Here is a 25,147-nt window from a genome sequence, read left to right as displayed (position 1 = left end):
CACTGATCCGTGCCTAATGGAGGGATGTTCATGCTGGAACAGCGCTACAGGTGGAAAAACAAGAATCTGCGTGAGCATATTGCCGTGCTGGACGGTTTACATGCACCACATATATTGCTTAAAAACGCAACGTATCTTAATCAGGTTTTAAGAAAATGGATAAACGCTAATATATGGATTTATGAAGACCGCATCATATATGCAGGGAATAATCTTCCTGAAAATATAGAAGGAACCGAAATTATTGATTGTGAGAACCAGTTTTTAGTGCCAGGTTACATAGAACCTCATAGCCATCCATCTCACTTATATAATCCCCATTCGCTTTCCCGTTATGCGTCCCATTTTGGAACGACAACACTTATAAATGATAACTTGTTGCTTTTTTTACACTCGGAAAAAAAGAAAGCGTTTTCTTTATTAAAGGAGCTTCGGAACTTGCCTGTATCGATGTATTGGTGGTGCCGGTTTGATGCACAATCGGAAATTCAGAATGAGGAAAATGTATTTTCCCATACAAATGTAAAGACATGGCTTGAGCATGATGCTGTTCTTCAAGGCGGGGAATTGACTGGCTGGCCAAGGCTTCTGGATGGCGATGATATGATGCTGCATTGGATCCAGGAAACAAAGCGGATGCGAAAGAAGATTGAAGGCCATTTTCCCGGGGCTTCAGAGAAAACGCTTGCAAAGATGATGCTTTTCGGGGCAGATTGTGATCATGAAGCGATGACTGGGGAAGAGGTTTTGACAAGGCTTATGCAGGGGTATATGGTTTCGTTAAGGAACTCTTCTATCCGGCCTGATTTGCCTAAGCTTTTGCAGGAGATTCACGAATTGGGAATCGACCAGTATGATAAATTCTTCTATACTACTGACGGTTCTCCCCCGTCATTTCACGAAAATGGTTTTATCGATGTATTGATCAAGATTGCTATCGAAGCTGGCGTCCCTGTAATTGATGCTTATAATATGGCTACCATAAACATTGCCCGATACTACAATATTGAGTATTTGCACGGCAATATTGCTACAGGCAGGGTTGCCAACATCAATTTTCTTGAAAGTCCCGAAAATCCTACACCGACTTCTGTTCTTGCCAAAGGCAAATGGGTAAAACGAAACGGAATCGCCTGTGAGGATACACACAAGATGGAATGGAAGTCTTTTGGTTTTGAGCCGCTTGTCCTTGATTGGAATATTGACCAGGATGATATGCAGTTTTCGATGCCTTTTGGGATACAGATGGTCAATGATGTTATTACCAAGCCTTATTCCGTCTCTACAGATATGTCATATGATGAACTTTCCTTTGAACATGACGAGTGCTTTTTCATGTTGATTGACCGGTATGGCAAGTGGAGGATCAATACCGTATTAAAAGGATTTGCTACAAATCTGCATGGATTTGCCAGCTCGTATTCTGGGACAGGGGATATTGTGTTAATCGGGAAGAAAAAAGCAGATATGATGGCAGCCTTCAACCGGCTTAAAGATATAGGCGGAGGAATTGTACTGACAGAAAACGGAAGCCCTATTTATGAAATGGAATTATCTCTACAAGGTTTGATGTCAGATAAACCTGTAGAGTTGCTGATAAAAGAGGAAAACGAGCTAAAAGGGCTGTTGCAGGAAAGGGGTTATTCCTTCTCTGATCCTGTTTATACGCTGTTATTCTTTTCATCAACCCACTTGCCTTATATCCGGATTACACCAAGTGGAATGTATGATGTAATGAATAAAAAAGTACTCTTTCCTGCTATAATGCGTTAATATATAAGAGTAATGATATGTAGAGATAATAAATCGAGATGATCCAGGGGGAATTTTGCTCTTTTAAAGAGCGGGGAGTGTCCTTTATGAAGCTAAGAACCTTCACATGTATTCTTGCTATGTCGCTTGTTCTTGCTGGCTGCAGCAAAGATACAGATAAAGAAACACCGAAAATAGAAAAAAAGGAAGTTAAGGTTGAAAAAGAAGTAAGCGCTCAGGATGAATTTGTGAACCAGTACCCGTTATCAGGGATTGGCACTGATGAGAGCGTGGACGGAAGGGCTATTGCGGTAATGGTTAATAACCATCCAAAAGCCCGTCCCCAAACAGGACTGATAAAAGCTGATATTGTATTTGAAATGCTTGCTGAAGGGGATGTCACCAGATTCCTGGCTGTTTTCCAAAGTGAAAAACCTGAGCAGGTAGGGCCTGTACGCAGTGCCCGTGATTACTATGTCCGGCTTGCAAAAGGACTGGATAGCATTTTTATCGCCCATGGCTACAGTCCCGATGCGAGAGAATTACTGGAAAGCGGCTATATCGACAACCTGAATGGAATGAAGTACGATGGAACCCTATTCCAAAGGGCAAGCTTTCGCAAAGCACCGCATAATTCTTATATAACCTTTGATAAGATAGAAAAGGGAATAAGTGACAATTCATATGATGCTACTTCCCCTCCAAAGGGTTTTTCATTTTTAACTGAAGAACAGATTAAAGATCTTACGGGAAAAACTGCTGAATCAATCCAAATTTCATATGGTTCACCGGCGTTCGATTCTGCGTTTAAATATGATCAGGGTGCCGGAAAATATATGAGATATTCCAATGGGGAACAGACGGTTGACTATGAAACAAAGGAACCCGCAGCAATAGACAATCTGCTTGTGATTGAAGCTCCCCATCAGGTAATTGACAATTCCGGACGGCGGGATATTGATCTTAAAGCTGGCGGGAAAGCCATATTGCTGCAAAAAGGAAAAGTTAATGAAGTTAAATGGCAGAACATTGACGGAAGAGTCGTACCTTTCCTGGGGGATAAAGAGGCAGGGCTGATTCCGGGGAAAACCTGGGTCGCTGTTGTACCGGAAGCAGGAATAGCCAGCGATATTTCTTTGAACAGCAAATGAATTTAAAACGATAAAAGGAGTCACTCTATGCAAATCGATAAATTAAGAGGTAAAGAACTTGATCAGCTATTTTCTGCTATTTTGTCCTTAAAGGACCTGGAGGAATGCTATCGATTCTTTGATGATCTTTGTACGGTAAACGAAATTCAGTCCTTGGCTCAGAGGCTTGAAGTGGCACGCATGCTGCAGGAAGGCAAAACGTATCATAAAATTGAAACCGAAACAGGGGCTAGCACGGCGACGATCTCCCGCGTAAAACGATGCTTGAACTACGGGAACGACGCTTATACAATGGCTTTGGATCGTTTAAAGTAAACCGAAAAGCACAAGTGCCCAACCATTGAACATCGACTAAGGCCTGACACGTCCTGTGTCAAACGTCGATGACAGCACACCCTTACAGGCGGAAGAACGGCTAAGATCGCCAGAGTTGTAACTTAAACCATGTTACAGCCTTCGTCCTGTGACAATGCCGTTCTGACCCACTTCCTGTGGGGGCTGACCAGGGCGCTTTCACTTTTCTATATTGGAGCGGAAGGCGCGAGACTCTTCGAAATGCTTCGTATTTCCTTCGTGCGGTGTTTGCGCTTGCGGAGTCTCCCTCAACCCTTTATTCCCGGTACACTATCCATGAAATTTATATGAGTGATTTAGTCATTATAAAATCCATTTGTTCTTCATCACCCATATCAAAAGAGTGGGCTCCAGTTTGAACAAACCCCATTTTCTTATAAAACGCAATAGCATTTTCATTTTTTTCCCATACACCCAGCCGGATTTTCTTTTTATTACGTTCCATCGCAATTCCCATAGCTTTATTTAGCAGATATTTACCAAGCCCATGTTTTTGAAATTTGTTCTTTATATAAATCCTCTCGATTTCAAGTGAATCATCACCCATTCCTTCAGACTGAGCTTCATTGGTATTGACCTTTAAATATCCAGCGACTTCATTACTAAAATAAACAAAAAAGAATTGAGAAGAAATATTGGATAATTCTTTTTCTAATTGTTTTAAGTTAAATGCGCTTTCCAAATAGGCATTCATATTTTCGGGTGAATTCTGAGCTTTAAATGTATCGTTGAATGTTTCAATACTTACTTCTTGGAGTGTTTGTAAATCTTCGCGGCTGCACTTTTTTATATTTATAGTCATTTACATATGTCGCTCCTTTATATAATCAATAATTTCTATTGTTTCCCTTTTTTACAAATTCCCAGTCTATTTCAATATTTTTTCTAATTCTTTGAAGAAGGGTAAAAATGATTTCTGCTTCTGTTTCGGAAAATCCAGCTAATGCGACGAGATTGGAATGGTCATTTTCCCGCTTTATAAATGGATATACTTTTTTCCCTTTCTCTGTTGGAAAGAGCTTTTTTATTTTTTTGTTATGTTGATCGTCTTTCTTTTCAACAAACCCATTCATTTCAAGTTTTTTTATCGCACGAGCTGCTGTCGTTCGGTCTACTTTTATCATTTCAGCTAACTTTTCCTGAATAATTCCTGGGTTTTCATATATTCGGACAAGGTACAAATACTGTCCTTTAGTAAGCTCATATTCTTTAAATTCAATATTACTTATAGAATCTAATGCTCTGGCAATCATACCAATTTCACGTAGTATTTCCTTCATAAAATGCATCTCCATCAATTTGTTGTACTCGCAAATACCGTAATAATAATTATTATAATATTTTTGTTGTATTTACAACAAAAAGTTAAGAAAGATTTTGTTGGCTGCCTCAACAAACCTCCGTGAGCAGAAGCAGAAAAGGAGAATAATTTGAGCTTCCGATAGTGAACTAGTTTTTCTGGCACAGTTACTTCGTACTGATGATTAATATTTTCACCTAACTGCACATCCATTTTTTGAATTGAATGTATTTAGTCTTTTTGATTAATTTGCAAATTCCATTGTAAATAACCAAGCATTATCTCAATATTTACATAGCATATACTATCCTTCATTAAGGAGGTGGAGCATATGTCTGAAAATGGATATGGATACGGAGGCGGCTTTGCTTTAATCGTTGTACTGTTTATCCTTTTAATCATCGTAGGAGTTGCTTTTGTTGGCAAAGGCTATTAATAATGGCTAATTGACAACTGCTTCATAAAGACAGGAGGGGCGGATCTTATTGGTCTGTCCTTCTTTTGATTATATTGTTATCCCAACAAAAACTTTGGGTCTTATCCTATATTTAATCTCTGGAAATTTACCTTTGTTATTGAACTAACCTGCGCCGTTAGCCAGCAAGAAAAAAGAGCTGCCGCAGCAACCCCTATTCTTGGACTCAAGCTCTCTATAGATTAAGTACATCTATTCACAAATTTAGAATAAGCCATAAAGAGTCTCCTGTATAAGTTCCCGCCTTATTTCTGTTGTTGCCATTCTTCATCGAGAATTGCATAGTAATATTCATCCCGCCACTTCTCTCCTTGAGGGATACATTTCTTAAAGAAACCTTCCCTTCTCATACCAATTTTCTCCATCACCCGGTATGACCCAGTGTTCTCCGGTTGACATGTGGCAATGACTCGATGAACCTTTAATTGTTCAAATGCATATTTCAAGACGGCATAAGCAGCTTCTGATGCATAGCCTCGGTTATAAAAGTCTGGATGAAACACCCAGCCGATCTCATAAGTATGTTCCCCGAAGTACTTATGAAACACTATATGTCCAATCAAGCAATCTTCCTTATGTAAAATGACGGGAAATTTTTCGGCCTTTGAACCCGTGTTTTTTTTTACAAATTCCATCGCGTCTTCTTCTGTAAATAATCCTTCTGGAATATACTCCATCACTAGTGAATTCGATGTATATTCGTATACCCTCTTCCAATCCTGCGGCTGAAACTCTCTAATTGTTAATCTATCTGTTTCAATTAACATGGTATAATTCCCTACCCCTCGTTTTGCTGTCTATGAAAATATTACAAAATGAGGGATTAAATGTAAATTATTGATTATTTCTCTATCTAATATGAAAGTCCTTCTTGAGCTAAACGGCCCCTTTAGTGCAAGAAGAAAAGCCGCCTGAAATGGCAGCTGGATCATTAAGTAACGCATCTGTTATTTGAAGAAGGCACACACCTTCGCTTATTCATCCAGATTATCATCAAGAACCCAATCAATGTATGCATCGAAATCTAACTGTACAACAGGAGATGGAAAATCTTCTGGCACAAACTCTAAATCCACAGAAAATCCAAAAGCGAAGTTCTCTATCTCAAACGTATTCGTTTCATTGCTGTTAGATAACGTGCTCATTTCTCCTTCAAAAACTCTGCCGACAAAATGGTAGCTTCCAATGTATTGTCTTACTCCATCTTCCATAGTAGGGAATTCAGACAGATGGGCTGGTTTTGCTGGATTAATCCCTAGTTTTCTGAACACATCTAAGACTGGAGTCTTTATATATTTACATGCTTCAACAAAATTATTGCAGCCGAGGCAGCTGCATATATTTAAGTCTTTGCGGTAAAATTCCAGGGTCTTATCAACATTAACTTCTATCAGCCAATTTTCTATTTTTATTGTTTCCAGCATATCATCATAACTCCTTTGACTGTAACTAACATGAGTTATTTATACGGTGAGCATTTCATTAGGATATTTTTACCCTGTTCAACTACCTCCCTCAATAAGAAAATCTTCAACTCCTGACCGTTAGCCATCCAAATAAATTGATATAATCATAGCCGTCAATTCATGACGGCTTAAGTAGTTAGTTAATGAAAATTCATACACCTACATAATACAGCAACAAAATCCTCGACAATCTGTAAAAAAATCATAACTTTTTTAATACAGTTATTCTAGCTCGAGTGTCCAGCAACTTTTTACCAGTAACCACTCAGCTTTAACAGCTGTATATTCCGTTCACCATTCTTCCTTTCTTTTTTATAGTGTTTTGGAAGTTAGGAATGACTCTGCTTTTTTGCTCCCAATAAAGCAAAGGGGATAATTTACAGTGAATAGTCTTTTTTCTTGAAAAACAGAAATGATATAATGGTGTAATGGGAATTAGAATGGAGGCTTTTAAGATGTACAATTATCGCGAGTGGAAGCATGTTTTCAAACTCGATCCTAATAAAGAAATAAGTGATAAGGCACTGGAGCGGGTGTGTGAATCAGGTACCGACGCGATTATTGTCGGCGGCACAGACGGTGTGACCATTGAAAACGTACTCGATTTAATGGCAAGGATTCGTCGTTATACTGTACCGTGTGTTCTGGAAGTATCCTCTGTTGAATCAGTTTCACCGGGTTTTGATTTATATTTTATCCCAACCGTGCTAAACAGCAGCGATCCCAATTGGATGATGAAACTTCATCATCAGGCGGTTAAAGAGTACGGCGAGATCATGAATTGGGAAGAGATTCATGTCGAAGGCTACTGCATTTTAAATCCTGATTGCAAAGCTGCCGGACTGACAAATGCGGCTGCAAGCATGGACGATGAAGATGTAATTGCGTATGCAATGATGGCTGAAAGGATGTTTCGCCTTCCTATTTTTTATATGGAATATAGCGGCATTTACGGGAATCCCAAGCTAGTTGAAAGGGTAAAAGCTACCTTGGACAATACCGTGCTTTTTTACGGAGGAGGCATTAAAACCGCTGCACAAGCGGCGGAAATGGGACAACTGGCAGATGTCATCGTTGTGGGCAACATTGTTTATGAAAATTTGGAGGAAGCGTTACAAACCGTTTCCGCAGTAAAATAGATGTAATAATAAAAGATTTTTAGTATAATTAACGGAACAAATGTTCTGATATGGTGGTGGTAATATGCAATATTTGAGTGATAAATTACTAGCAGGGTTAAACGACCGGCAGCAGGAGGCGGTAAAATGCACTGACGGTCCGCTATTGATCATGGCCGGTGCTGGAAGCGGAAAAACACGTGTTCTAACGCACCGGATCGCCTATTTGATGGTCGAAAAGCAAGTAGCGCCTTGGAATATCCTTGCGATTACTTTTACAAATAAGGCAGCACGAGAGATGAAGGAGCGGATCAGAGGAATCCTTGGGGGAGCCGCTGAAGATATCTGGGTTTCGACCTTCCACTCCATGTGCGTAAGGATTTTAAGAAGAGATATTGACAGAATCGGCTATAACCGGAATTTTTCCATTCTGGATACAACAGACCAGCAATCTGTAATCAAGCAAATCCTGAAGGATAAAAATATCGATCCGAAGAAGTTTGATTACCGTGCGATTTTGGGGTCCATCAGCTCAGCAAAGAACGAACTGATCACTCCGGAAGAATATAGTAAAAATGCTGGCGGATACTATGACCAAGTTGCTTCAGATGTTTACACTGAGTATCAAAAACGTCTCCGCAAAAACCAGGCACTGGATTTCGATGATCTGATCATGATGACGATCCATCTATTTCAGCGTGTGCCTGAGGTTCTGGAATATTACCAGCGTAAATTCCAGTACATCCATGTGGACGAGTATCAGGATACGAACCGTGCCCAGTATATGCTAGTAAAGCAGATGGCTTCCCGGTTCAAGAATCTATGTGTTGTAGGTGACTCTGACCAGTCAATTTATGGCTGGAGGGGTGCAGATATCGCAAATATCCTCTCGTTTGAAAAAGATTATCCAAGTGCCAATATGATTTTCCTGGAACAAAATTATCGTTCTACGAAAAGGATTCTTCAGGCTGCCAACAAGGTAATTGAAAATAACAGTAACCGCAAACCAAAAAATCTTTGGACAGAAAATGCAGAGGGAAATAAAATCTTCTATCTGCGCGCGGACAGTGAGCAGGGTGAAGCGCAGTTCGTAGCCGGAAAAATTCTCGAACTGGTGAGGCAAGGGGATAAGAAGTTCTCTGATATCGCTATTCTATATAGAACGAATGCACAATCGCGTGTAATGGAGGAAGTGTTGCTGAAATCAAACATCCAATACAGCATTGTTGGCGGAATTAAGTTCTATGACAGAAAAGAAATAAAAGATGTGCTTGCTTACTTGCGTTTGATTGCCAACCCTGATGATGATATCTCGCTTCGCCGAGTAATCAATGTGCCAAAGAGAGGAATCGGTGCTACTTCTCTTGATAAAATAGCTGATTTTGCGATGATGAATGATCTGTCAATCTATCAGGCTCTGCAGGAAATTGAACAGATTGGCGTCAGCCCGAAAATCACAAAGGCAGCAAGAGAATTCCGGGATCTGATCGCTGGATATACACAAATGCAGGAGTATTTGTCTGTGACCGAGCTTGTTGAAGAAGTGCTGCAAAAGTCAGGATACCGTGAAATGCTGGAAGCGGAAAAGTCACTGGAATCTCAAAGCAGGCTGGAAAACCTTGATGAATTCTTATCCGTAACCAAGAACTTTGAGGAAAAAAATGATGATAAAACCCTGGTTGCATTCCTGACAGATTTGGCGTTAGTAGCAGATATAGATCAATTGGACAGCAACGACACTGCTTCACAGGATACAATCACCCTCATGACTCTTCACTCCGCAAAGGGCCTGGAATTCCCGGTCGTTTTCTTAATGGGTATGGAAGAAGGAGTCTTCCCGCATAGCCGCTCATTGATTGATGAGGGAGAGATGGAGGAAGAGCGCCGTCTGGCGTATGTAGGGATTACCCGTGCTGAAAAAGAGCTTTATATTACTAATGCGCAAATGAGAACCCTGTTCGGACGAACCAATATGAACCCTGTTTCGAGGTTTATTGCCGAGATTCCGGAAGATCTTTTGGAGGACCTGATGCCAAAGAAAAGTGCTCCAAGCTTTATGTCCTCCTCCCGCCCGGCTGCACAGCAGTCTGGCCTGAGGAGAGCCGGAGCGGCGGTTGGCCGCCCGGTTAATGCACCTTCCTCAACCGGTGGAGACGAAATTGGGTGGAAGGTCGGCGATAAGGCTTCCCATAAAAAGTGGGGCATAGGAACTGTTGTCAGCGTTAAGGGTGAAGGAGAGGGCAAGGAGCTGGATATTGCTTTCCCAAGCCCAACTGGCATCAAACGGCTGCTTGCCAAATTTGCGCCGATTACAAAAGAGTAACTATTTTCTCTAAGGAGCTGGATCTATGGATCTGAAAACTGCAGAAGTGCATGTCCGGGATTTGCAAAACTTGCTGAATCAATACAGCTATGAGTACCATGTGCTGGACAAGCCATCCATCCCTGATGCCGAATATGACAAGCTGCTTCGCGAGCTTATTGAATTAGAAGAAAGGTTCCCTGAACTGGTAACACCAGATTCCCCGACGCAGCGTGTGGGTGGCACTATTCTGGAAATGTTCGAGAAAGTAGAGCATACGTCTCCGATGCTTAGCCTGGCAAATGCTTTTGGAGAGGCCGATCTGCGGGACTTTGACCGGAAGATCCGCCAGGCTGTCGGCGATAATTTCTCATATGTTTGTGAATTGAAAATCGATGGGCTCGCCGTATCACTAAGGTATGAAGATGGGATGTTTGCCAGGGGAGCAACCCGGGGTGATGGAAGAATTGGAGAAGATATCACGGCCAATCTAAGAACGATAAAATCCATTCCGATCCGGTTAAGGGAACCGATGACACTTGAAGTTCGCGGTGAAGCTTTTATGCCGAAAAAGTCGTTTGAGGCTCTAAATAAAGCGAAGGTGGAGAGAGAGGAAGAGCCGTTTGCCAATCCCCGGAATGCCGCGGCAGGATCTCTGCGGCAGCTCGACACAAGGATGGCGGCTTCGAGAAACCTGGATATCTTTTTATATGGGATCGGCGATGCCGGAAACACAAGTGCCGCGTCTCATAGCGAGGGACTGGATTTGCTGGACAGGCTCGGTTTTAAAACAAATAAAGAGCGGAAAAAATGTGCCAATATCGAAGAAGTTCTTGAGTATGTTGAAGGATGGGTAGAAAGAAGGCCAAACCTTCCTTATGATATAGATGGAATTGTCATTAAAATAGACTCCTATGAACAGCAGGAGCAGCTTGGCCGGACTGCCAAGAGCCCGCGCTGGGCTATCGCCTATAAGTTCCCTGCGGAAGAGGTTGTTACGACGTTAAAAAGCATTGAGCTAAGTGTTGGACGCACCGGGGTAGTAACTCCAACGGCCATTCTTGACCCTGTTAAAGTTGCAGGTACCACCGTTCAGCGTGCATCACTTCATAATGAAGATTTGATTCGTGAGAAGGATATTAAAATTGGCGACCAGGTTGTTGTAAAAAAAGCTGGCGATATCATTCCCGAGGTGGTAAATGTCCTTGCGGATCTTCGCACCGGGGAGGAAGTTGACTTCCATATGCCAACCCATTGTCCTGAATGTGAAAGTGAGCTGGTCCGGCTCGAGGAAGAAGTGGCCCTTCGCTGCATTAACCCGAAGTGCCCTGCTCAAATCCGGGAAGGACTGATTCACTTTGTATCCAGAAATGCGATGAATATCGAGGGACTGGGTGAAAAAGTCATCAGCCAGCTGTTCCGTGAAAACCTGATTGAGGATGTAGCGGATATTTATAAATTGACTTTTGAACAGCTGATTGCAATGGAACGGATGGGGGAAAAGTCAGTCAATAACCTGCTGCGTGCCATTGAAGCATCCAAAAATAACTCGCTTGAACGGCTTTTATTTGGCCTGGGAATTCGGCATGTTGGAGAAAAAGCAGCCAGAATACTCTCTCAGGAGTTTGAAACAATCTTTGCATTGCAAAAAGCTAGCCGGGAAGAATTGACAGCCATAAATGAAATTGGGGAAAAGATGGCTGATTCAGTAGTAACTTTCTTCGAAATGGAAGAAGTGAGTGAACTCATCAGCGAGCTTGAGGCAAGAGGTGTGAATCTCACTTATAAGGGGCCAAAGCCCGTAAACCCGGAACAGTCTGATTCATTCTTTGCTGGAAAAACGGTTGTATTGACAGGGAAGCTTGAACAGCTTACCAGGAATGAAGCTAAGGAAAAGCTGGAGGCTCTGGGTGCAAATGTAGCGGGAAGCGTCAGCAAAAAAACGGACCTTGTAGTTGCTGGTGAGGATGCCGGTTCAAAGCTTACGAAGGCCGAGCAGTTGGGAATTGAAGTATGGGATGAGGCGAAACTGGTCGAAGAATTAAATAAATAAGAGGTGTAAGTTATGAGAAAAATCTCCTTTCTGGGATTGGCTCTTTTCTTGCTTCTGGCCGGGTGTGCACCCCAGTTTGAGAAGCGGAATGAGGTTGTCCAGGATTCAAATGAAGAAAAGGAGAAAGCGATCATTCCCAAATATAAGATTTCAGATGAATATTATCGGATAATCACGCCGTTTAAACCTGCAAAGGCGAGAGGGCTTGTGGTTGCAAACTTGAATACCCGATACGATATTAACGAATTTGAAACGGGGCTGACTCGCATTGCCCAGGAGAATTTTGATACAGAAAAGTATCTGTTTCAAGAGGGACAAATGCTGGAGAAAGACACAGTAAGGCTTTTGCTTAATCGACAATATACAAAGGCACAGTTAAAAGAGAATAAAATGAAAGAAAAAGACAATATCGGACTTAATCCTTTGGATCCTGGAAAAGGAAGCATAGCAGAAAGGAATACAAAGAATCCGATTTATCTCGCACATATTTTGGAGCATGATTATTTACTTAAAGATGATAAAAACAATGTAAGTTTAGGCGGTGTCGTAATTGGGCTTGCCTTAAACTCTGTCCATTATTATCAAAAAGAGGAATTCGGTGCTACCTTTGAAACGGAGATACCTCAAAAGACGATGGAGCAGGAAGGCAAAAAAATTGCGGAAAAGCTGCTTCAGCGTATGCGGAATATGGATGAATTAAAAAATGTCCCTATTACATTTGCACTTTTTGAACAGAAAGAAAATAAATCTGTTGTTCCAGGGAATTTCTTTGCCTATACTTATGTGGATAATGGAAGCTCGAATATCGGCGGATGGGAATCTGTTAAAGAAAAGTATGTTCTATTCCCTTCAGGTGAAGCAGAAAAAAATCACCGGGACGATTTAACAGCCTTTAAGAACTTTAAGCAAGATGTAGAAACATATTTTCCAAACTTTAATGGAGTAGTGGGTAAAGCTTTTTATATTGAAGATCAGCTCCAGGAGTTAAGCATAGACATCCCGATTCAGTTTTATGGTAAATCCGAAGCAGTAGGCTTTACCCAATATGTAACCGGGATTGTTATGGAACATTTTCCGGAGTATATCTCGGTTCAAGTAGAGGTTAGTTCCGTGAATGGGCCGGAAGCTCTGATTGTTCGAAAAGCCGATACAAAGGAGCCGTTTGTTCATATTTATAAGTAGTGCCTGGCTAAGCCCTGCCGCAGAGAAAAATCTGCTGGCAGGGCTTTTTATATAGAAAGGAAGTCAGGTTAAAGTGCAAAAGTACGGAAATCTGGTTCATGCGGAAAAAGAAGCTATTAAGAAAAACCAGCCTGAATTAAGCGGAATTTAGAGATAGATGCGAGAAGAAAGTGGCATGGATGTAACCGGGTAAGCCCGAAAAGAACTGATTATATCAATCTCCTAACCTATAAATGAAGCAACAGTTAAGCGTAATGAACAAATTTGTTCATATTTCCCCCAATAATCACCAAATCTTATATTTAAGAAAATTGTGTAATTGAAGACTTATAAACTTTCAGTTAAAATGGAAGATGTGTGATTAGTTTCTATATTGGAGGCGATTGGTGTGGTACAACCTTATAAGCACGAACCATTTACAGATTTTTCTGTAAAGGAGAATAAAGAGGAATATCTTCTTGGATTAAAAACTGTAGAATCATATTTAGGGAAGGATTACGATTTAGTGATTGGCGGGGAGCGAGTCTCAACTGAAGATAAGATCGTATCTGTAAACCCTTCTAATAAAGAAGAAGTTATCGGCCGTGTTTCCAAGGCGGACCGTGAATTAGCAGAAAAGGCAATGAAGATTGCCGATGAAACTTTTAAGACATGGAAAAAAGTAAAACCGGAAGTAAGAGCAGACGTGCTATTTAAGGCAGCAGCAATCATTCGCCGCCGCAAGCATGAATTCTCTGCTTTATTGACAAAAGAGGCAGGCAAGCCGTGGAATGAAGCGGATGCGGATACAGCAGAAGCAATTGACTTCCTGGAATTCTATGCCCGTCAAATGCTGAAGCTTAAAGATGGTATTCCCGTTCAAAGCCGTGCAAACGAATACAATCGCTATGATTATATTCCTTTGGGAGTGGGCATCATTATTTCCCCATGGAACTTCCCGTTCGCAATTATGGCTGGAACAACCGTGGCTGCGATTGTAACAGGTAATACTGTTCTATTAAAGCCAGCTTCTACAACTCCAGTGGTAGCAGCAAAATTTGTTGAGGTAATGGAAGAAGCGGGCCTTCCAAAAGGCGTCCTGAACTTTGTGCCGGGAAGCGGTGCAGAAGTGGGCGATTACCTGGTAGATCACCCGCGTACTCGCTTCATTTCCTTCACGGGTTCACGTGATGTTGGGACACGTATTTATGAGCGTGCTTCAAAGGTTAACGAAGGTCAAATCTGGCTGAAGCGTGTAATCGCTGAAATGGGCGGTAAGGATACGATCGTTGTCGATAAAGAAGCTGACCTTGAGCTTGCGGCTCAATCTATCGTAAAATCAGCGTTTGGTTTCTCAGGGCAAAAATGCTCCGCTTGTTCTAGAGCTGTTATCGTAGAAGATGTATACGATCAAGTATTGAATCGCGCTGTTGAATTAACCAAAGAATTGACAGTCGGTAACCCTGATGAAAACACTCACTTTATGGGACCTGTTATCGATCAGAATGCATTCAACAAGATCATGGAATATGTTGAAATCGGTAAAGGAGAAGGCCGCTTAATGGCAGGCGGAGAAGGGGACAGCTCAAAAGGCTTCTTTATCCAGCCGACTATTTTTGCGGATCTTGATCCGAAAGCCCGCTTAATGCAGGAAGAAATCTTCGGACCAGTTGTAGCGTTTGCAAAAGCCAAAGATTTTGACCATGCTCTTGAAATTGCCAACAACACAGAATACGGTTTAACTGGAGCGGTAATTACGACTAACCGCGAAAACCAGGAAAAGGCTCGTGAAGACTTCCATGTCGGGAACCTGTACTTCAACCGCGGCTGCACCGGCGCGATTGTTGGTTATCAGCCATTCGGCGGCTTCAATATGTCTGGAACTGACAGCAAAGCTGGAGGACCGGATTACCTGACATTGCATATGCAAGGTAAAACAACTTCAGAAATGTATTAATTGGTATTTAAAATATTGATTGTTAAAGAACCCTTGTCTTACAAAGGGTTCTTTATTTGGATTTGCTCCTGTTAAGACTAGTGTCAGACCAATCTGGTTTGTGGATTTCCTCTTGGCATTCTCTCCCGCTTTGAAGGAGGTTTGATTAATAAGGCGATTATCACCGATATGATACACAAGGTACCGATCACGACAAAAGTCGGTTTGAATCCGCCTGCCAATGCAGCAATAAACGAACCGGACAATGCACCTAGGCCGAATCCCTGGTAGACGATGCCATAATTCTTGCTGTGATTCTTCATGCCGAAGAAGTCACCGACGATTGCCGGGAATACTGTAATGTTTCCTCCAAAGCAAAATGCAATGCTAGCAACGCAAATGAAGAAGATAAAATAATTCAATTCAGCAAAACTGAGCGCCAACACAGAAACTGCGGTTACAATAAAAGTGAAACCAACCACTTTCAAACGGCCGACTTTATCAGAAAGTGCGCCAAGAATAATTCGGCCAACCGTGTTGAAAATAGCGATCATAGCGACGGCATTAGCAGCGGTCGTTACATTGAGGCCTGCCAATTCAACCCCGATATCTTTGGCAATGCTGATTAAATATAGACCGCTCATACAGGCTGTAAAAAACATAAGGAACAGCAGGTAAACCTCTTTGGTCCTAAGCATCTCCCCAACGGTATAGTCGCTTTTAAGTTGAGTGGTTTGAAATTCTTTTTCTATTAGAGGAACTTCATGTAAGAGACGGGCTCCCAGCACCACCATGATCATTACAATTATCCCCCAGAATAAAAAAGCTTTTGATACGCCGGCAGTCTCTATCATTTCCCCGTTGATATACTTAAAGATCAGACTGCCCATGCCATACGCAGAGACAGAAATACCTGAAATCAATCCTTTGCGTTCAGGAAACCACTTGATTATATTGGACAATGAAGTAATGTAGGCTGTACCATCTGCAAAACCGACGACGACACCGGCTAGCAGGTAGAGCATTGGCAAAGAAGAGGCTTTTGAGCTTAAGATTAAACCTGATCCGAGGGCAATCCCAGCCAGGGTAATTAGTTTGCGGATGCCCAACTTTTCCTGCAGTTTACCTGCAAATAAGGCTGATAACGCTAACGAAAAGCTTGTAATCGAGAAGGTGATGGCAACAGAACTGAGATCCCAGTCGAACTTGCTCCCCAAAGGCTGATTAAACAAACTCCATGTATAAATTGTTCCTAGGCCCATCTGGACGATGATAGTCCCGGCAATGACAAGCCAGGGGTTAATGGATTTGGCATTCATAGCAAGCATTCCTTCCTTTTCGCCATTGCTAATATGAAACTAATATCGAAAATATTATTGCCAAAATTGGGAGAAAAATGCGCCTGCAGAAATCATCTTTATGTAAATCTGTAGAATAATAGGGATATTTCCCGGACAATATTTGAGGTTATTTTTATTTTTTCGGGAATAAGTTACTGATATTGCTAGAGTAATACTGCATTTCTAGCAATAAATCGACATTAGAGGCTTAAATACATAATAGTTGCTGGGGAAATACACTGCTGAGGGAGAGGGACCACGTGAGAAAAATAATGTTTGCTGACGGTAGAGAGATAGAGACCTCCTGCTTAAGCTGTGCAGTCGCCAACAGTGCGATTGAAGCGACAGGAGGGACAATTTATGAAACAAACCATTTTCATGTACACCAGGATATTGCTTATCCGATTGCCGGTCTGATGATAGTAGCCTCGAAAAGGCATTTTTATACGATGGACGAACTGACTAATGAAGAAGCCGAGGAGTATATTTTCTTAATCCGCAAGCTTCGAATGGCTCAAAGGGAAGTACTTGGAGTTGAACATGTCTACTACTTTTACAATGAGGATACAACGCACCATTTCCATCTTTGGATGGTTCCCAGGTATCAATGGATGAATAAGCTGGGCCGGTCCGTAGAAAGCGTCAGGCCGGTATTGAGGCATAGCCGTGAAACAATGAGTGATGAGGCAAATCTAAAACAAGTCATGGCTGCCGCAGATTCACTAAGGGCATGGCTGCTGAAAGCATAAGCAGGGGCTATTGTCGCGGAACTTTTATTGCGTTAAACCGTCAAACTTTGATATTATCAGTATATTATGTCTTAGTTTGAAGATTTGAATCGGAGGTGGAATGAATGTCGCGAATTTCAATTGATCAGGTAAAGCATGTGGCCCATTTGGCAAGGCTTGCTGTTACAGAAGAGGAAGCAGAAAAATTCACCCAGCAGCTGGATGCCATAATCTCTTTTGCAGAGCAGTTAAATGAGCTGGATACCGATAACGTTGAGCCGACTTCTCACGTTTTAAATATGAAAAATGTACTGCGGGAAGACAAGGCAAAAGAAGGTCTGCCTATTGAAGAGGTGCTTAAGAATGCGCCGGACAGCAAGGATGGATATGTCCGGGTACCATCGATTTTGGAGTAGGGAGGGGTAACTATGTCTTTATTTGATCATAAAGCTTCAGAGCTTCATGAATTTTTAAATAAAAAAGAGCTTTCGGTATCAGACCTTGTTGAGGAATCATACAAGGCAATAAGCCGTGTAGACGATAAAGTAAAATCATTTTTAACTTTAGATGAAGAAAATGCCCGTGCTCAGGCAAAGGCATTGGATGAAAAACGTGACAGCCAGAAGGGTATTCTGTTTGGGCTGCCAATCGGCCTGAAAGACAATATTGTCACAAAGGGTTTGCGGACAACGAGCGGAAGCAAAATTCTTGAAAACTTTAATCCTATTTACGATGCAACAGTGGTCCAGAGGCTGCAGGCAGCACAAACTGTAACTATTGGAAAGTTAAATATGGATGAATTTGCGATGGGTTCATCAAATGAAAACTCAGCCTATCAGGCAACCAGGAATCCTTGGAATCTGGATTATGTTCCAGGTGGTTCATCAGGTGCCTCAGCGGCATCAGTTGCAGCTGGAGAGCTGCTTTTCTCCCTAGGATCTGACACGGGCGGATCAATCCGCCAGCCAGCCGCATATTGCGGAGTTGTAGGGTTAAAGCCAACATACGGAAGGGTTTCACGTTTTGGACTTATTGCGTTCGCATCATCTCTTGACCAGATTGGTCCAATCACCCGCACTGTTGAAGATAATGCTTATCTTCTTGAAGCTATTTCAGGCCTGGATGAGATGGATTCTACCTCTGCGCATGTGGATGTTCCACGTTTTGCTGATTCTTTAACAGGAGATGTTAAAGGGCTAAGAATCGCTGTTCCAAAGGAATATCTTGGTGAAGGTGTCGGTGAAGAAGCGCGCAATTCTGTACTTGAAGCGTTAAAGGTGTTAGAGAAGCTTGGAGCAACTTGGGAAGAGGTTTCTTTGCCGCACTCCAAATACGCCCTGGCAACTTATTACCTGCTTTCTTCTTCGGAGGCATCAGCAAACCTTTCTCGTTTTGACGGAGTCCGTTACGGTTTCCGGGCTGACAATGCTGAGAGTTTGATCGAAATGTACAAGCAGACCCGCGCCCAGGGCTTTGGTGATGAAGTCAAGCGCCGGATTATGCTCGGAACATTCTCGTTGAGCTCTGGCTATTATGATGCCTACTATAAAAAAGCCCAAAAGGTCCGCACGTTAATTAAAAAGGACTTTGAAGATGTATTTGAAAAATTTGATGTTATTATCGGGCCTACAACGCCGACGCCTGCATTTAAAATTGGCGAAAAGACAAGCGATCCTTTAACGATGTATGCTAACGATATTTTAACAATCCCAGTCAATCTTGCAGGAGTTCCCGGAATATCTGTCCCATGCGGAATGGCTAATGGCCTGCCATTGGGCCTGCAGATTATTGGAAAGCATTTTGATGAAAGCACTGTTTACCGTGTTGCCCATGCGTATGAGCAGGCAACTGACCACCATAAACGAAAGCCACAGCTGTAAGGGGTGAAAAAAATGAATTATGAAACGGTAATCGGTTTAGAGGTTCACGTTGAACTTAAAACAGAATCAAAAATATTCTCGGCCAGCCCAAATCAATTCGGATCCGCGCCCAATGCTAATACAACGGTAGTTGATCTTGGATATCCTGGGGTATTGCCGGTTATGAACAAAAAAGCGGTAGATTATGCAATGAAAGCAGCGATTGCCCTCAATTGTGAAATTGCCGAGGAAACAAAGTTTGACCGTAAAAACTACTTCTATCCGGATAATCCAAAGGCTTATCAAATTTCCCAATTCGATAAGCCAATCGGTGAGAACGGCTGGATTGAGATTGAAGTAGGCGGCAAGAAAAAGAAGATCGGCATCACGCGAATTCATATGGAAGAGGATGCGGGCAAGCTGACTCATACTGGCGACGGCTATTCTCTTGTAGACTTCAACCGCCAGGGAACACCGCTTGTCGAGATCGTTTCGGAACCGGATATCTCTTCTCCTGAAGAGGCGTATGCTTATTTAGAAAAACTGAAATCGATTATCCAGTACACTGGAGTATCTGATTGTAAGATGGAAGAAGGCTCACTGCGCTGTGATGCTAATATTTCGATTCGTCCCGTTGGACAAAAGGAATTTGGCACAAAGACGGAGCTGAAGAACTTAAACTCCTTTAACTTTGTCCGAAAAGGCTTGGAATATGAGGAGAAGCGCCAGGAAGAGGTTCTTCAGGCAGGCGGCACAATCCAGCAGGAAACCCGCCGTTTTGATGAAGCAACAGGCAAAACGCTTCTAATGCGTGTAAAAGAAGGCTCTGATGATTACCGCTATTTCCCGGAACCCGATCTTCTTGTTATCCATATTGATGAAGAGTGGAAGGCTCGTATCACAGCAGAAATCCCTGAGCTGCCGGATGCCAGGAAGAAACGCTATGTCGAAAATCTAGGTTTGCCGGAATATGATGCGGCTGTCTTAACAGTAACAAAGGAAACTGCTGATTTCTTTGAGGCAGTTGTTGAAAAAGAGGCAGACGCCAAGCAGGCTTCTAACTGGATCATGGGAGAGCTATCAGCATATCTGAATGCTGAAGGAAAAGAGCTGCATGATATTGCGTTAACTCCAGAAGGGCTTGCTGGCATGATTAAGCTAATTGAAAATGGTACGATTTCTTCAAAAATCGCGAAGACTGTTTTCAAAGAGCTGATCGAAAATGGCGGAGACCCTGAAACGATTGTAAAAGAAAAAGGGCTTGTTCAGATTTCTGATGAGGGAACGCTAAGAAAAATCATTGGAGAAGCAATCGACAATAACCCGCAATCGGTTGAGGACTTCAAAAACGGAAAGGCTAAAGCAACCGGCTTCCTTGTCGGCCAGATCATGAAGGCGACAAAAGGACAGGCCAATCCTCCGCTTGTAAACAAATTGCTGCTTGAAGAGCTTCAAAAGCGGTAAAATACAGGATATAAACAAAAAGGAGTGTGAATCCCAAGTAGATTCACACTCCTTTTATTTTCAGTAATTACCCTTTTGACCCTGAAGATATATTCGTTCCTTCCATAAAATATCGCTGGAAGAAGAAGAATAGGATAACGGTTGGCAGTAAAATCATGACTGACATGGACATTAAGTAATGCCATTGCACCTGGACGCTTCCTTTGAATGTTTGTAGGCCAAGCTGAAGGGTATAAAGTTTTTCGTCATTGAGATACAGCAATGGTGACAGCAGGTCATTCCAGGCTCCGTTAAAGGAGAACAGGGCAACAGTTATGAGTGCTGGCTTGGTTAACGGAAGCATAATATGCCACCAAATTCTCAAGTGGTTGGCACCGTCCATTCGAGCTGCTTCAATGTATTCATCCGGAATTGTCATCATAAATTGGCGCAGCAGGAATATATAAAATGCACTTCCGGCAAAAGCGGGCACGATCAATGGCAGATACGTGTTAACCCAGCCTAGCTTAGAAAAGAGCATATATTGCGGAACCAGTGTGACAAAACCAGGGATAAGCATCGTTGCTAAGACGATAACAAATAGTGTATTTCTTCCTTTAAAATGAATTTTGGCAAATCCGTATGCTACAAATGAGTTTACAAGAACACTAGCGATTGTGGTGACAACAGCTATGAAAAGTGTATTCAGTCCCCAGCGGGCGAACGGTCCGGTTTGCCACGCCTCAATATAGTTGGAAAAACGGAAGGTTTCCGGAATAAAGGCTGGCGGATGCTGCATGATTTCCTGGGGTGATTTCAATGATGTAGAAATCATCCACCACAGGGGCAATAGCAGCAGGATACTTCCAAACAGTAAAAATATCAAGGTAATCGTCTTCTTTATTCGTTCCTGGAATGATTTTGTTTGGTAGAATTTCAACTCGGATTCTGCTTTTATCATTTGTTGTCACCGCCTTCGTAGTACACCCATTTTTTGCCGACTTTTAAGTTAAATATGGTCAGGATCATGATAAACATGAACAAGAACCAGGCCATCGATGAAGCATAACCCATATCAAACATTTCAAATGCATTTTTCCACATATGAAGATTGTAGAATAAAAGCGAGTTTCCTGGTCCGCCGTCTCCATTCTCGGTCATTACATAAGCTTCCTGGAAAATTTGGAAGGAATAAATTGTGCTTGTAATAACATCAAAGAAAATAATTGGTGTAATCATCGGGAGTGTAATATGGAAAAACTTTTGGATAGAGTTGGCTCCGTCAAGATCGGCTGCCTCATACATCGCTGTTGAAATGCTCTGAAGCCGCGCGAGATAAAGCAGCATGCCTCCTCCTACACTCCAAAGCTTCATAAAGATAAGGGCGGGCTTTGTCCAGGCAGGATCAAACAGCCATGAAGGACCTTCAATCCCAATCCAGCCAAGAACTGTGTTCACCAGTCCGGTAGATGGGCTAAGCATTTGCATCCAGAGAAAGTAAACTGCTACACCGGAAAGAACTGCCGGCAAATAATAAATAGTCCGGAAAAACTTCATGCCTTTTATTTTCTGATTAAGAAGGACTGCGATAAAAACAGCACCTGCAGTTGTTAATGGAATTGAGAATATTACGAAGTACAGTGTATTCCAAAGAGAAGTCCAAAATAAATCATCAAGTGTGAACATCCGTTTATAGTTTTCCAGTCCTACAAAGTTCATTTGAGAGGTAATATTATAATCAGTGAAGCTTACATATAACGAGAATAAGAGAGGGCCGGCAGTTAGAAACAATAAACCTATCAGCCAGGGAGAAATAAATAGGTAGCCGCTGAGATTGTCCATTTTTCCTGCTTTGCTTCTTGATTTCATTTGCCAGAAACGGCGGGAGCTGACAGCGGGACTGGCTGGCTTGTCTGTTGTTTTAAGCGCTGCCGGGGCTGCTTTTTTTTCCACTATGGATTGCTGCATGATACACTACTCCTTTCTGAGCCAAATAATCCTTTTAAAAAACCTTGCCATCCGCGTTCGAATGACAAGGCTTTTCGGGTAACGGCGGAGCCCTTTTTGGGACCTGCCTAACTTATCATTTCTTTAATTTTTCAATATCCTTTTCTGCCTTTTCTAGAGCCTCTTTTGCCGAAACTTTGCCGGTCGTGGCTGCTTCAAGCTGTGGATCGAGACGCGTTTTGTAGTCTGGATACTCGAGCGGCACTGTATGGAGCTTAGTGTCCTTCAGGTTAGCCAGCGCCTGATCGTAAACGGTTTTTTCAATATCCTTCATTTCTGTTGCTGCAGATTCTGCAGCTTTAATGTTTGCTACATTATCGTAGTTTTTAAGTGCCCAATGTTTTTGAGCTTGTTCACTGGCCATATATTCAAGGAACTTGGCTGCTTCTTTCGGGTGCTTAGACCCTTTTGGAATCTCGAGTGCAAATCCGCCGCCCTCATTCCAGTGGCCGCTGCCGGCTTCTTTTTCAGGAATTGGAGCAACGCCGATTTCCATGTCTTTTCCTGAGTCACGAATTTGTGTGTAGAAGCCTGCAATATCGATCCACATAGCTACCTTTTCCGTAACGAAAGGATTCGTTTGACCGCTGCTGAATTCCGCTTTGAAAGCCTGGACGTTTTTGTCGCCAATGCGTTTATTCCATCCTTGAACCCATTCCAGTGCTTCCACTTTTTTAGGAGTATTGACTGCAAGCTTGCCGTCTTCAATAAATCCTTTGCCGTCATCCGCATTTGACATCCAGCTGCCGGCACCAAAGCTGCCCCATAAAGGATAGAATCCAATGCGTTCATACTTCTTGCCTTTTTTTACATCAAGCTTTTTAGCATACTCTTCAAGCTCAGCCCATGTTGTTGGCGGCTTTTCAGGGTCCAGGCCGGCTTCCTTGAAGGCCTTTTTGTTGTAAAAGAGGACACGAGTATCAGAAGTGAATGGGACAGCATAAGGCTTGTCCTTATACATGACAGGCTCCCATAGATGCGGATAAAGATCGTTCTTTAAATCCTTGCTGATAAGCTTTGATAAATCCTCGGCCTGCTGATTATCAGCGCGATGTGCTACGCTGGCCAGGTCATTAACAATAACATCGGCTGGATTTCCGGCTGCAACGGCTGCGAGGTTTTTAGTCCAAATATCGCCCCAAGGAACAAATGTATGCTTAACTTCAATTTCATCCTGGGATTTATTGAAATCCTCTACAATTTTCTCAATAACCGGTCTCCTTGTCTCAGATCCCCAAAAACTCCAGAAATCGATAACGACTTTACCTTTTTTAGCAGAGGCGTTTGCTTCTTCTTCTCCACCTCCGGAACAGGCTGATAGCAATAAACTGAATACAAGCAATAAAATAAATGAAAGCTTGGCGTTTCTCTTCATCTTTCCATTTCCCCCTAAAATTTTTAATAAATAGTTTTTTGCTAACTGTCTAACTTTTACCCGTTGATTCGACAGATAAACTAGGGAAAAAATACTAGATTCTGCATAAAAAGCAACTTTTTGAATAGTTCGGACAAAAAACAAGATTTGGACTGACATACATTCTGCTTTTTTCGACAATCACCAAACATGTTTTTTACCCACAGGGACGTGAATTAAAACTGCATCAAGGCATTGCAACTATATATTTGCGTCACCTGGAAAATAAGAATAAAATTGTAGAGCACACAACACCAATGAAACATATGGTGTTTGCTTTATGGTGACTGAATACGATATTATGTAAAATATGGAATATGCTTTAATGAAAAGTAGGATGATATGAAATGAAACGAGCAAGATTAATTTATAACCCGACTTCAGGACGAGAGGCAATCAGAAGGCATTTACCTGACGTACTGGCGAAGCTTGAAATGGCCGGCTATGAGGCGTCATGCCATGCTACTACCGGTGAAGGCGATGCAACTAATGCTGCCCGTATTGCCATTGAGCGGGGATACGATACAGTCATCGCAGCAGGTGGAGATGGCACAATTTATGAAGTCGTCAATGGACTTGCCCAGGCTGAAATACGGCCAAATCTAGGGATTATACCGGTGGGAACAACAAATGACTTTGCGCGTGCAATTCATGTGCCCCGTTCCGTTGAAGCAGCTGTCGATATCATTACAGCTGGACACACGATGCCTATTGACATTGGAAAAATGAACGATAAATATTTTATAAATATCGCTGGCGGCGGACGGCTTACCGAGCTGACGTACGAAGTGCCAAGTAAACTAAAAACAATGCTGGGCCAGCTGGCCTACTATTTAAAAGGTATTGAAATGCTTCCGTCTATTAAAGCTACAGAAGTTTCAATTGAGTACGACGGGAAAATTTTTGAAGGTGAAATCATGCTTTTTCTTGTCGCCAACACAAACTCAGTCGGAGGTTTTGAAAAACTGGCGCCTGATGCATCCTTAAATGATGGGATGTTCACGATGCTTATTTTAAAAAAGACGAACCTGGCTGATTTCGTACGGGTTGCAACGCTGGCAGTCAGAGGCGAGCATGTAAATGATCCAAGTGTGATTTATGCAAAGGCTAACCGCATTAAAGTGGTGCCTAAGGACAAAATGCAGCTGAATCTTGACGGTGAGTTTGGCGGACTTGCTCCGGCAGAATTTGTGAACCAATACCGTCATTTCAATGTGTTTGTGCCAAAGGGCGAGCTGCCGGATGACCCGGCAAATCAAAAAGATTAAATTAAGCTGCAAAAACCTTG

General features: G+C 42.3%; 21 protein-coding genes and 1 pseudogene. 14 read left to right on the top strand and 8 right to left on the bottom strand.

Annotated features, from left to right (window positions below; all coding sequences use genetic code 11):
* The first annotated feature begins 30 nt into the window (after nt 1-30).
* The 3 genes from CVD28_RS14375 (at nt 31) to CVD28_RS14365 (ending at nt 3,218) form a co-directional block, all read left to right on the top strand.
* Complete coding sequence (locus CVD28_RS14375) at nt 31-1,773, top strand: adenine deaminase C-terminal domain-containing protein (protein ID WP_101593069.1); 1,743 nt, start codon at nt 31-33, stop codon at nt 1,771-1,773.
* An 86-nt stretch (nt 1,774-1,859) separates the two neighbouring features.
* Nucleotides 1,860-2,903: a DUF3048 domain-containing protein gene (locus CVD28_RS14370; RefSeq protein ID WP_101593068.1), complete on the top strand. Its 1,044-nt coding sequence runs from the start codon at nt 1,860-1,862 to the stop codon at nt 2,901-2,903.
* Nucleotides 2,904-2,930: 27 nt separating this feature from the next.
* Nucleotides 2,931-3,218 carry a YerC/YecD family TrpR-related protein gene (locus tag CVD28_RS14365; RefSeq protein ID WP_101593067.1) on the top strand — a complete coding sequence of 96 codons (288 nt, stop codon included), beginning with the start codon at nt 2,931-2,933 and terminating at the stop codon, nt 3,216-3,218.
* A gap of 322 nt (nt 3,219-3,540) precedes the next feature.
* Here CVD28_RS14365 and CVD28_RS14360 read toward each other — a convergent pair whose 3' ends face one another.
* Together CVD28_RS14360 and CVD28_RS14355 are read right to left on the bottom strand one after the other, a co-directional pair.
* Nucleotides 3,541-4,059 carry a GNAT family N-acetyltransferase gene (locus CVD28_RS14360; protein ID WP_101593066.1) on the bottom strand — a complete coding sequence of 173 codons (519 nt, stop codon included), beginning with the start codon at nt 4,057-4,059 and terminating at the stop codon, nt 3,541-3,543.
* Nucleotides 4,060-4,084: 25 nt separating this feature from the next.
* Nucleotides 4,085-4,537, bottom strand: coding sequence for a MarR family winged helix-turn-helix transcriptional regulator (locus CVD28_RS14355; RefSeq protein ID WP_101593065.1), 453 nt, complete (start codon nt 4,535-4,537; stop codon nt 4,085-4,087).
* 363 nt (nt 4,538-4,900) lie between these two features.
* Here CVD28_RS14355 and CVD28_RS14350 point away from each other — a divergent pair.
* Nucleotides 4,901-4,993: pseudogene (locus tag CVD28_RS14350) on the top strand (YjcZ family sporulation protein); the annotation flags it as partial.
* Nucleotides 4,994-5,277: 284 nt separating this feature from the next.
* Here CVD28_RS14350 and CVD28_RS14345 read toward each other — a convergent pair.
* Both CVD28_RS14345 and CVD28_RS14340 read right to left on the bottom strand, forming a co-directional pair.
* Nucleotides 5,278-5,799, bottom strand: coding sequence for a GNAT family N-acetyltransferase (locus tag CVD28_RS14345; RefSeq protein WP_101593063.1), 522 nt, complete (start codon nt 5,797-5,799; stop codon nt 5,278-5,280).
* A 207-nt stretch (nt 5,800-6,006) separates the two neighbouring features.
* Entirely contained in the window at nt 6,007-6,456 is a 450-nt protein-coding gene (locus CVD28_RS14340; RefSeq protein WP_101593062.1) for a hypothetical protein, read from the bottom strand.
* Between the two features lie 497 nt (nt 6,457-6,953).
* On the opposite strand from CVD28_RS14340, the gene CVD28_RS14335 reads away from it, so the two are divergent.
* The 5 genes from CVD28_RS14335 to pruA all read left to right on the top strand — a co-directional run bounded on the left by CVD28_RS14335 (nt 6,954) and on the right by pruA (nt 15,089).
* Nucleotides 6,954-7,637: a heptaprenylglyceryl phosphate synthase gene (locus tag CVD28_RS14335; protein ID WP_101593061.1), complete on the top strand. Its 684-nt coding sequence runs from the start codon at nt 6,954-6,956 to the stop codon at nt 7,635-7,637.
* Between the two features lie 64 nt (nt 7,638-7,701).
* A complete protein-coding gene (gene pcrA, locus CVD28_RS14330; protein ID WP_101593060.1) occupies nt 7,702-9,939 on the top strand; it encodes a DNA helicase PcrA in 2,238 nt (745 codons plus the stop codon).
* A 25-nt stretch (nt 9,940-9,964) separates the two neighbouring features.
* Complete coding sequence (ligA, locus tag CVD28_RS14325) at nt 9,965-11,971, top strand: NAD-dependent DNA ligase LigA (protein ID WP_101593059.1); 2,007 nt, start codon at nt 9,965-9,967, stop codon at nt 11,969-11,971.
* Between the two features lie 12 nt (nt 11,972-11,983).
* The gene (locus tag CVD28_RS14320) at nt 11,984-13,153 is read left to right on the top strand and encodes a CamS family sex pheromone protein (protein WP_101593058.1); all 1,170 of its coding nucleotides are present in this window, start codon (nt 11,984-11,986) and stop codon (nt 13,151-13,153) included.
* Nucleotides 13,154-13,541: 388 nt separating this feature from the next.
* Nucleotides 13,542-15,089: an L-glutamate gamma-semialdehyde dehydrogenase gene (gene pruA / locus CVD28_RS14315; RefSeq protein ID WP_101593057.1), complete on the top strand. Its 1,548-nt coding sequence runs from the start codon at nt 13,542-13,544 to the stop codon at nt 15,087-15,089.
* A gap of 83 nt (nt 15,090-15,172) precedes the next feature.
* Here the strand turns inward: pruA and CVD28_RS14310 are convergent, their stop codons facing one another.
* Complete coding sequence (locus tag CVD28_RS14310) at nt 15,173-16,387, bottom strand: L-lactate MFS transporter (protein WP_101593056.1); 1,215 nt, start codon at nt 16,385-16,387, stop codon at nt 15,173-15,175.
* Nucleotides 16,388-16,668: 281 nt separating this feature from the next.
* Here CVD28_RS14310 and CVD28_RS14305 point away from each other — a divergent pair, with 281 nt between their 5' ends.
* The 4 genes from CVD28_RS14305 to gatB all read left to right on the top strand — a co-directional run bounded on the left by CVD28_RS14305 (nt 16,669) and on the right by gatB (nt 20,459).
* Nucleotides 16,669-17,157 carry an HIT family protein gene (locus CVD28_RS14305; protein WP_374702536.1) on the top strand — a complete coding sequence of 163 codons (489 nt, stop codon included), beginning with the start codon at nt 16,669-16,671 and terminating at the stop codon, nt 17,155-17,157.
* 104 nt (nt 17,158-17,261) lie between these two features.
* Nucleotides 17,262-17,552 carry an Asp-tRNA(Asn)/Glu-tRNA(Gln) amidotransferase subunit GatC gene (gene gatC / locus CVD28_RS14300; protein ID WP_101593055.1) on the top strand — a complete coding sequence of 97 codons (291 nt, stop codon included), beginning with the start codon at nt 17,262-17,264 and terminating at the stop codon, nt 17,550-17,552.
* A gap of 12 nt (nt 17,553-17,564) precedes the next feature.
* Entirely contained in the window at nt 17,565-19,016 is a 1,452-nt protein-coding gene (gene gatA, locus CVD28_RS14295; protein ID WP_101593054.1) for an Asp-tRNA(Asn)/Glu-tRNA(Gln) amidotransferase subunit GatA, read from the top strand.
* A gap of 12 nt (nt 19,017-19,028) precedes the next feature.
* On the top strand, nt 19,029-20,459 hold the full coding sequence (gene gatB, locus CVD28_RS14290; protein ID WP_101593053.1) for an Asp-tRNA(Asn)/Glu-tRNA(Gln) amidotransferase subunit GatB: 1,431 nt from the start codon (nt 19,029-19,031) through the stop codon (nt 20,457-20,459).
* Between the two features lie 67 nt (nt 20,460-20,526).
* Here the strand turns inward: gatB and CVD28_RS14285 are convergent, their stop codons facing one another.
* The 3 genes from CVD28_RS14285 to CVD28_RS14275 all read right to left on the bottom strand — a co-directional run bounded on the left by CVD28_RS14285 (nt 20,527) and on the right by CVD28_RS14275 (nt 23,820).
* A complete protein-coding gene (locus CVD28_RS14285) occupies nt 20,527-21,399 on the bottom strand; it encodes a carbohydrate ABC transporter permease (protein ID WP_101593052.1) in 873 nt (290 codons plus the stop codon).
* On the bottom strand, nt 21,396-22,406 hold the full coding sequence (locus CVD28_RS14280) for a carbohydrate ABC transporter permease (protein ID WP_308315088.1): 1,011 nt from the start codon (nt 22,404-22,406) through the stop codon (nt 21,396-21,398). Before CVD28_RS14280 ends, CVD28_RS14285 begins: the two co-directional genes overlap by 4 nt.
* Nucleotides 22,407-22,521: 115 nt before the next feature.
* Complete coding sequence (locus CVD28_RS14275) at nt 22,522-23,820, bottom strand: ABC transporter substrate-binding protein (RefSeq protein WP_101593087.1); 1,299 nt, start codon at nt 23,818-23,820, stop codon at nt 22,522-22,524.
* A gap of 386 nt (nt 23,821-24,206) precedes the next feature.
* Here CVD28_RS14275 and CVD28_RS14270 point away from each other — a divergent pair, with 386 nt between their 5' ends.
* Entirely contained in the window at nt 24,207-25,127 is a 921-nt protein-coding gene (locus tag CVD28_RS14270; protein ID WP_101593051.1) for a diacylglycerol kinase, read from the top strand.
* Nucleotides 25,128-25,147 lie beyond the last annotated feature (20 nt).

This window comes from Bacillus sp. M6-12 (assembly GCF_002860285.1).
Lineage (GTDB): Bacteria > Bacillota > Bacilli > Bacillales > DSM-1321 > Peribacillus.
Note: the sequence above shows the minus strand (reverse complement) of the source record. Positions and strands in the feature narration are given on the sequence as shown.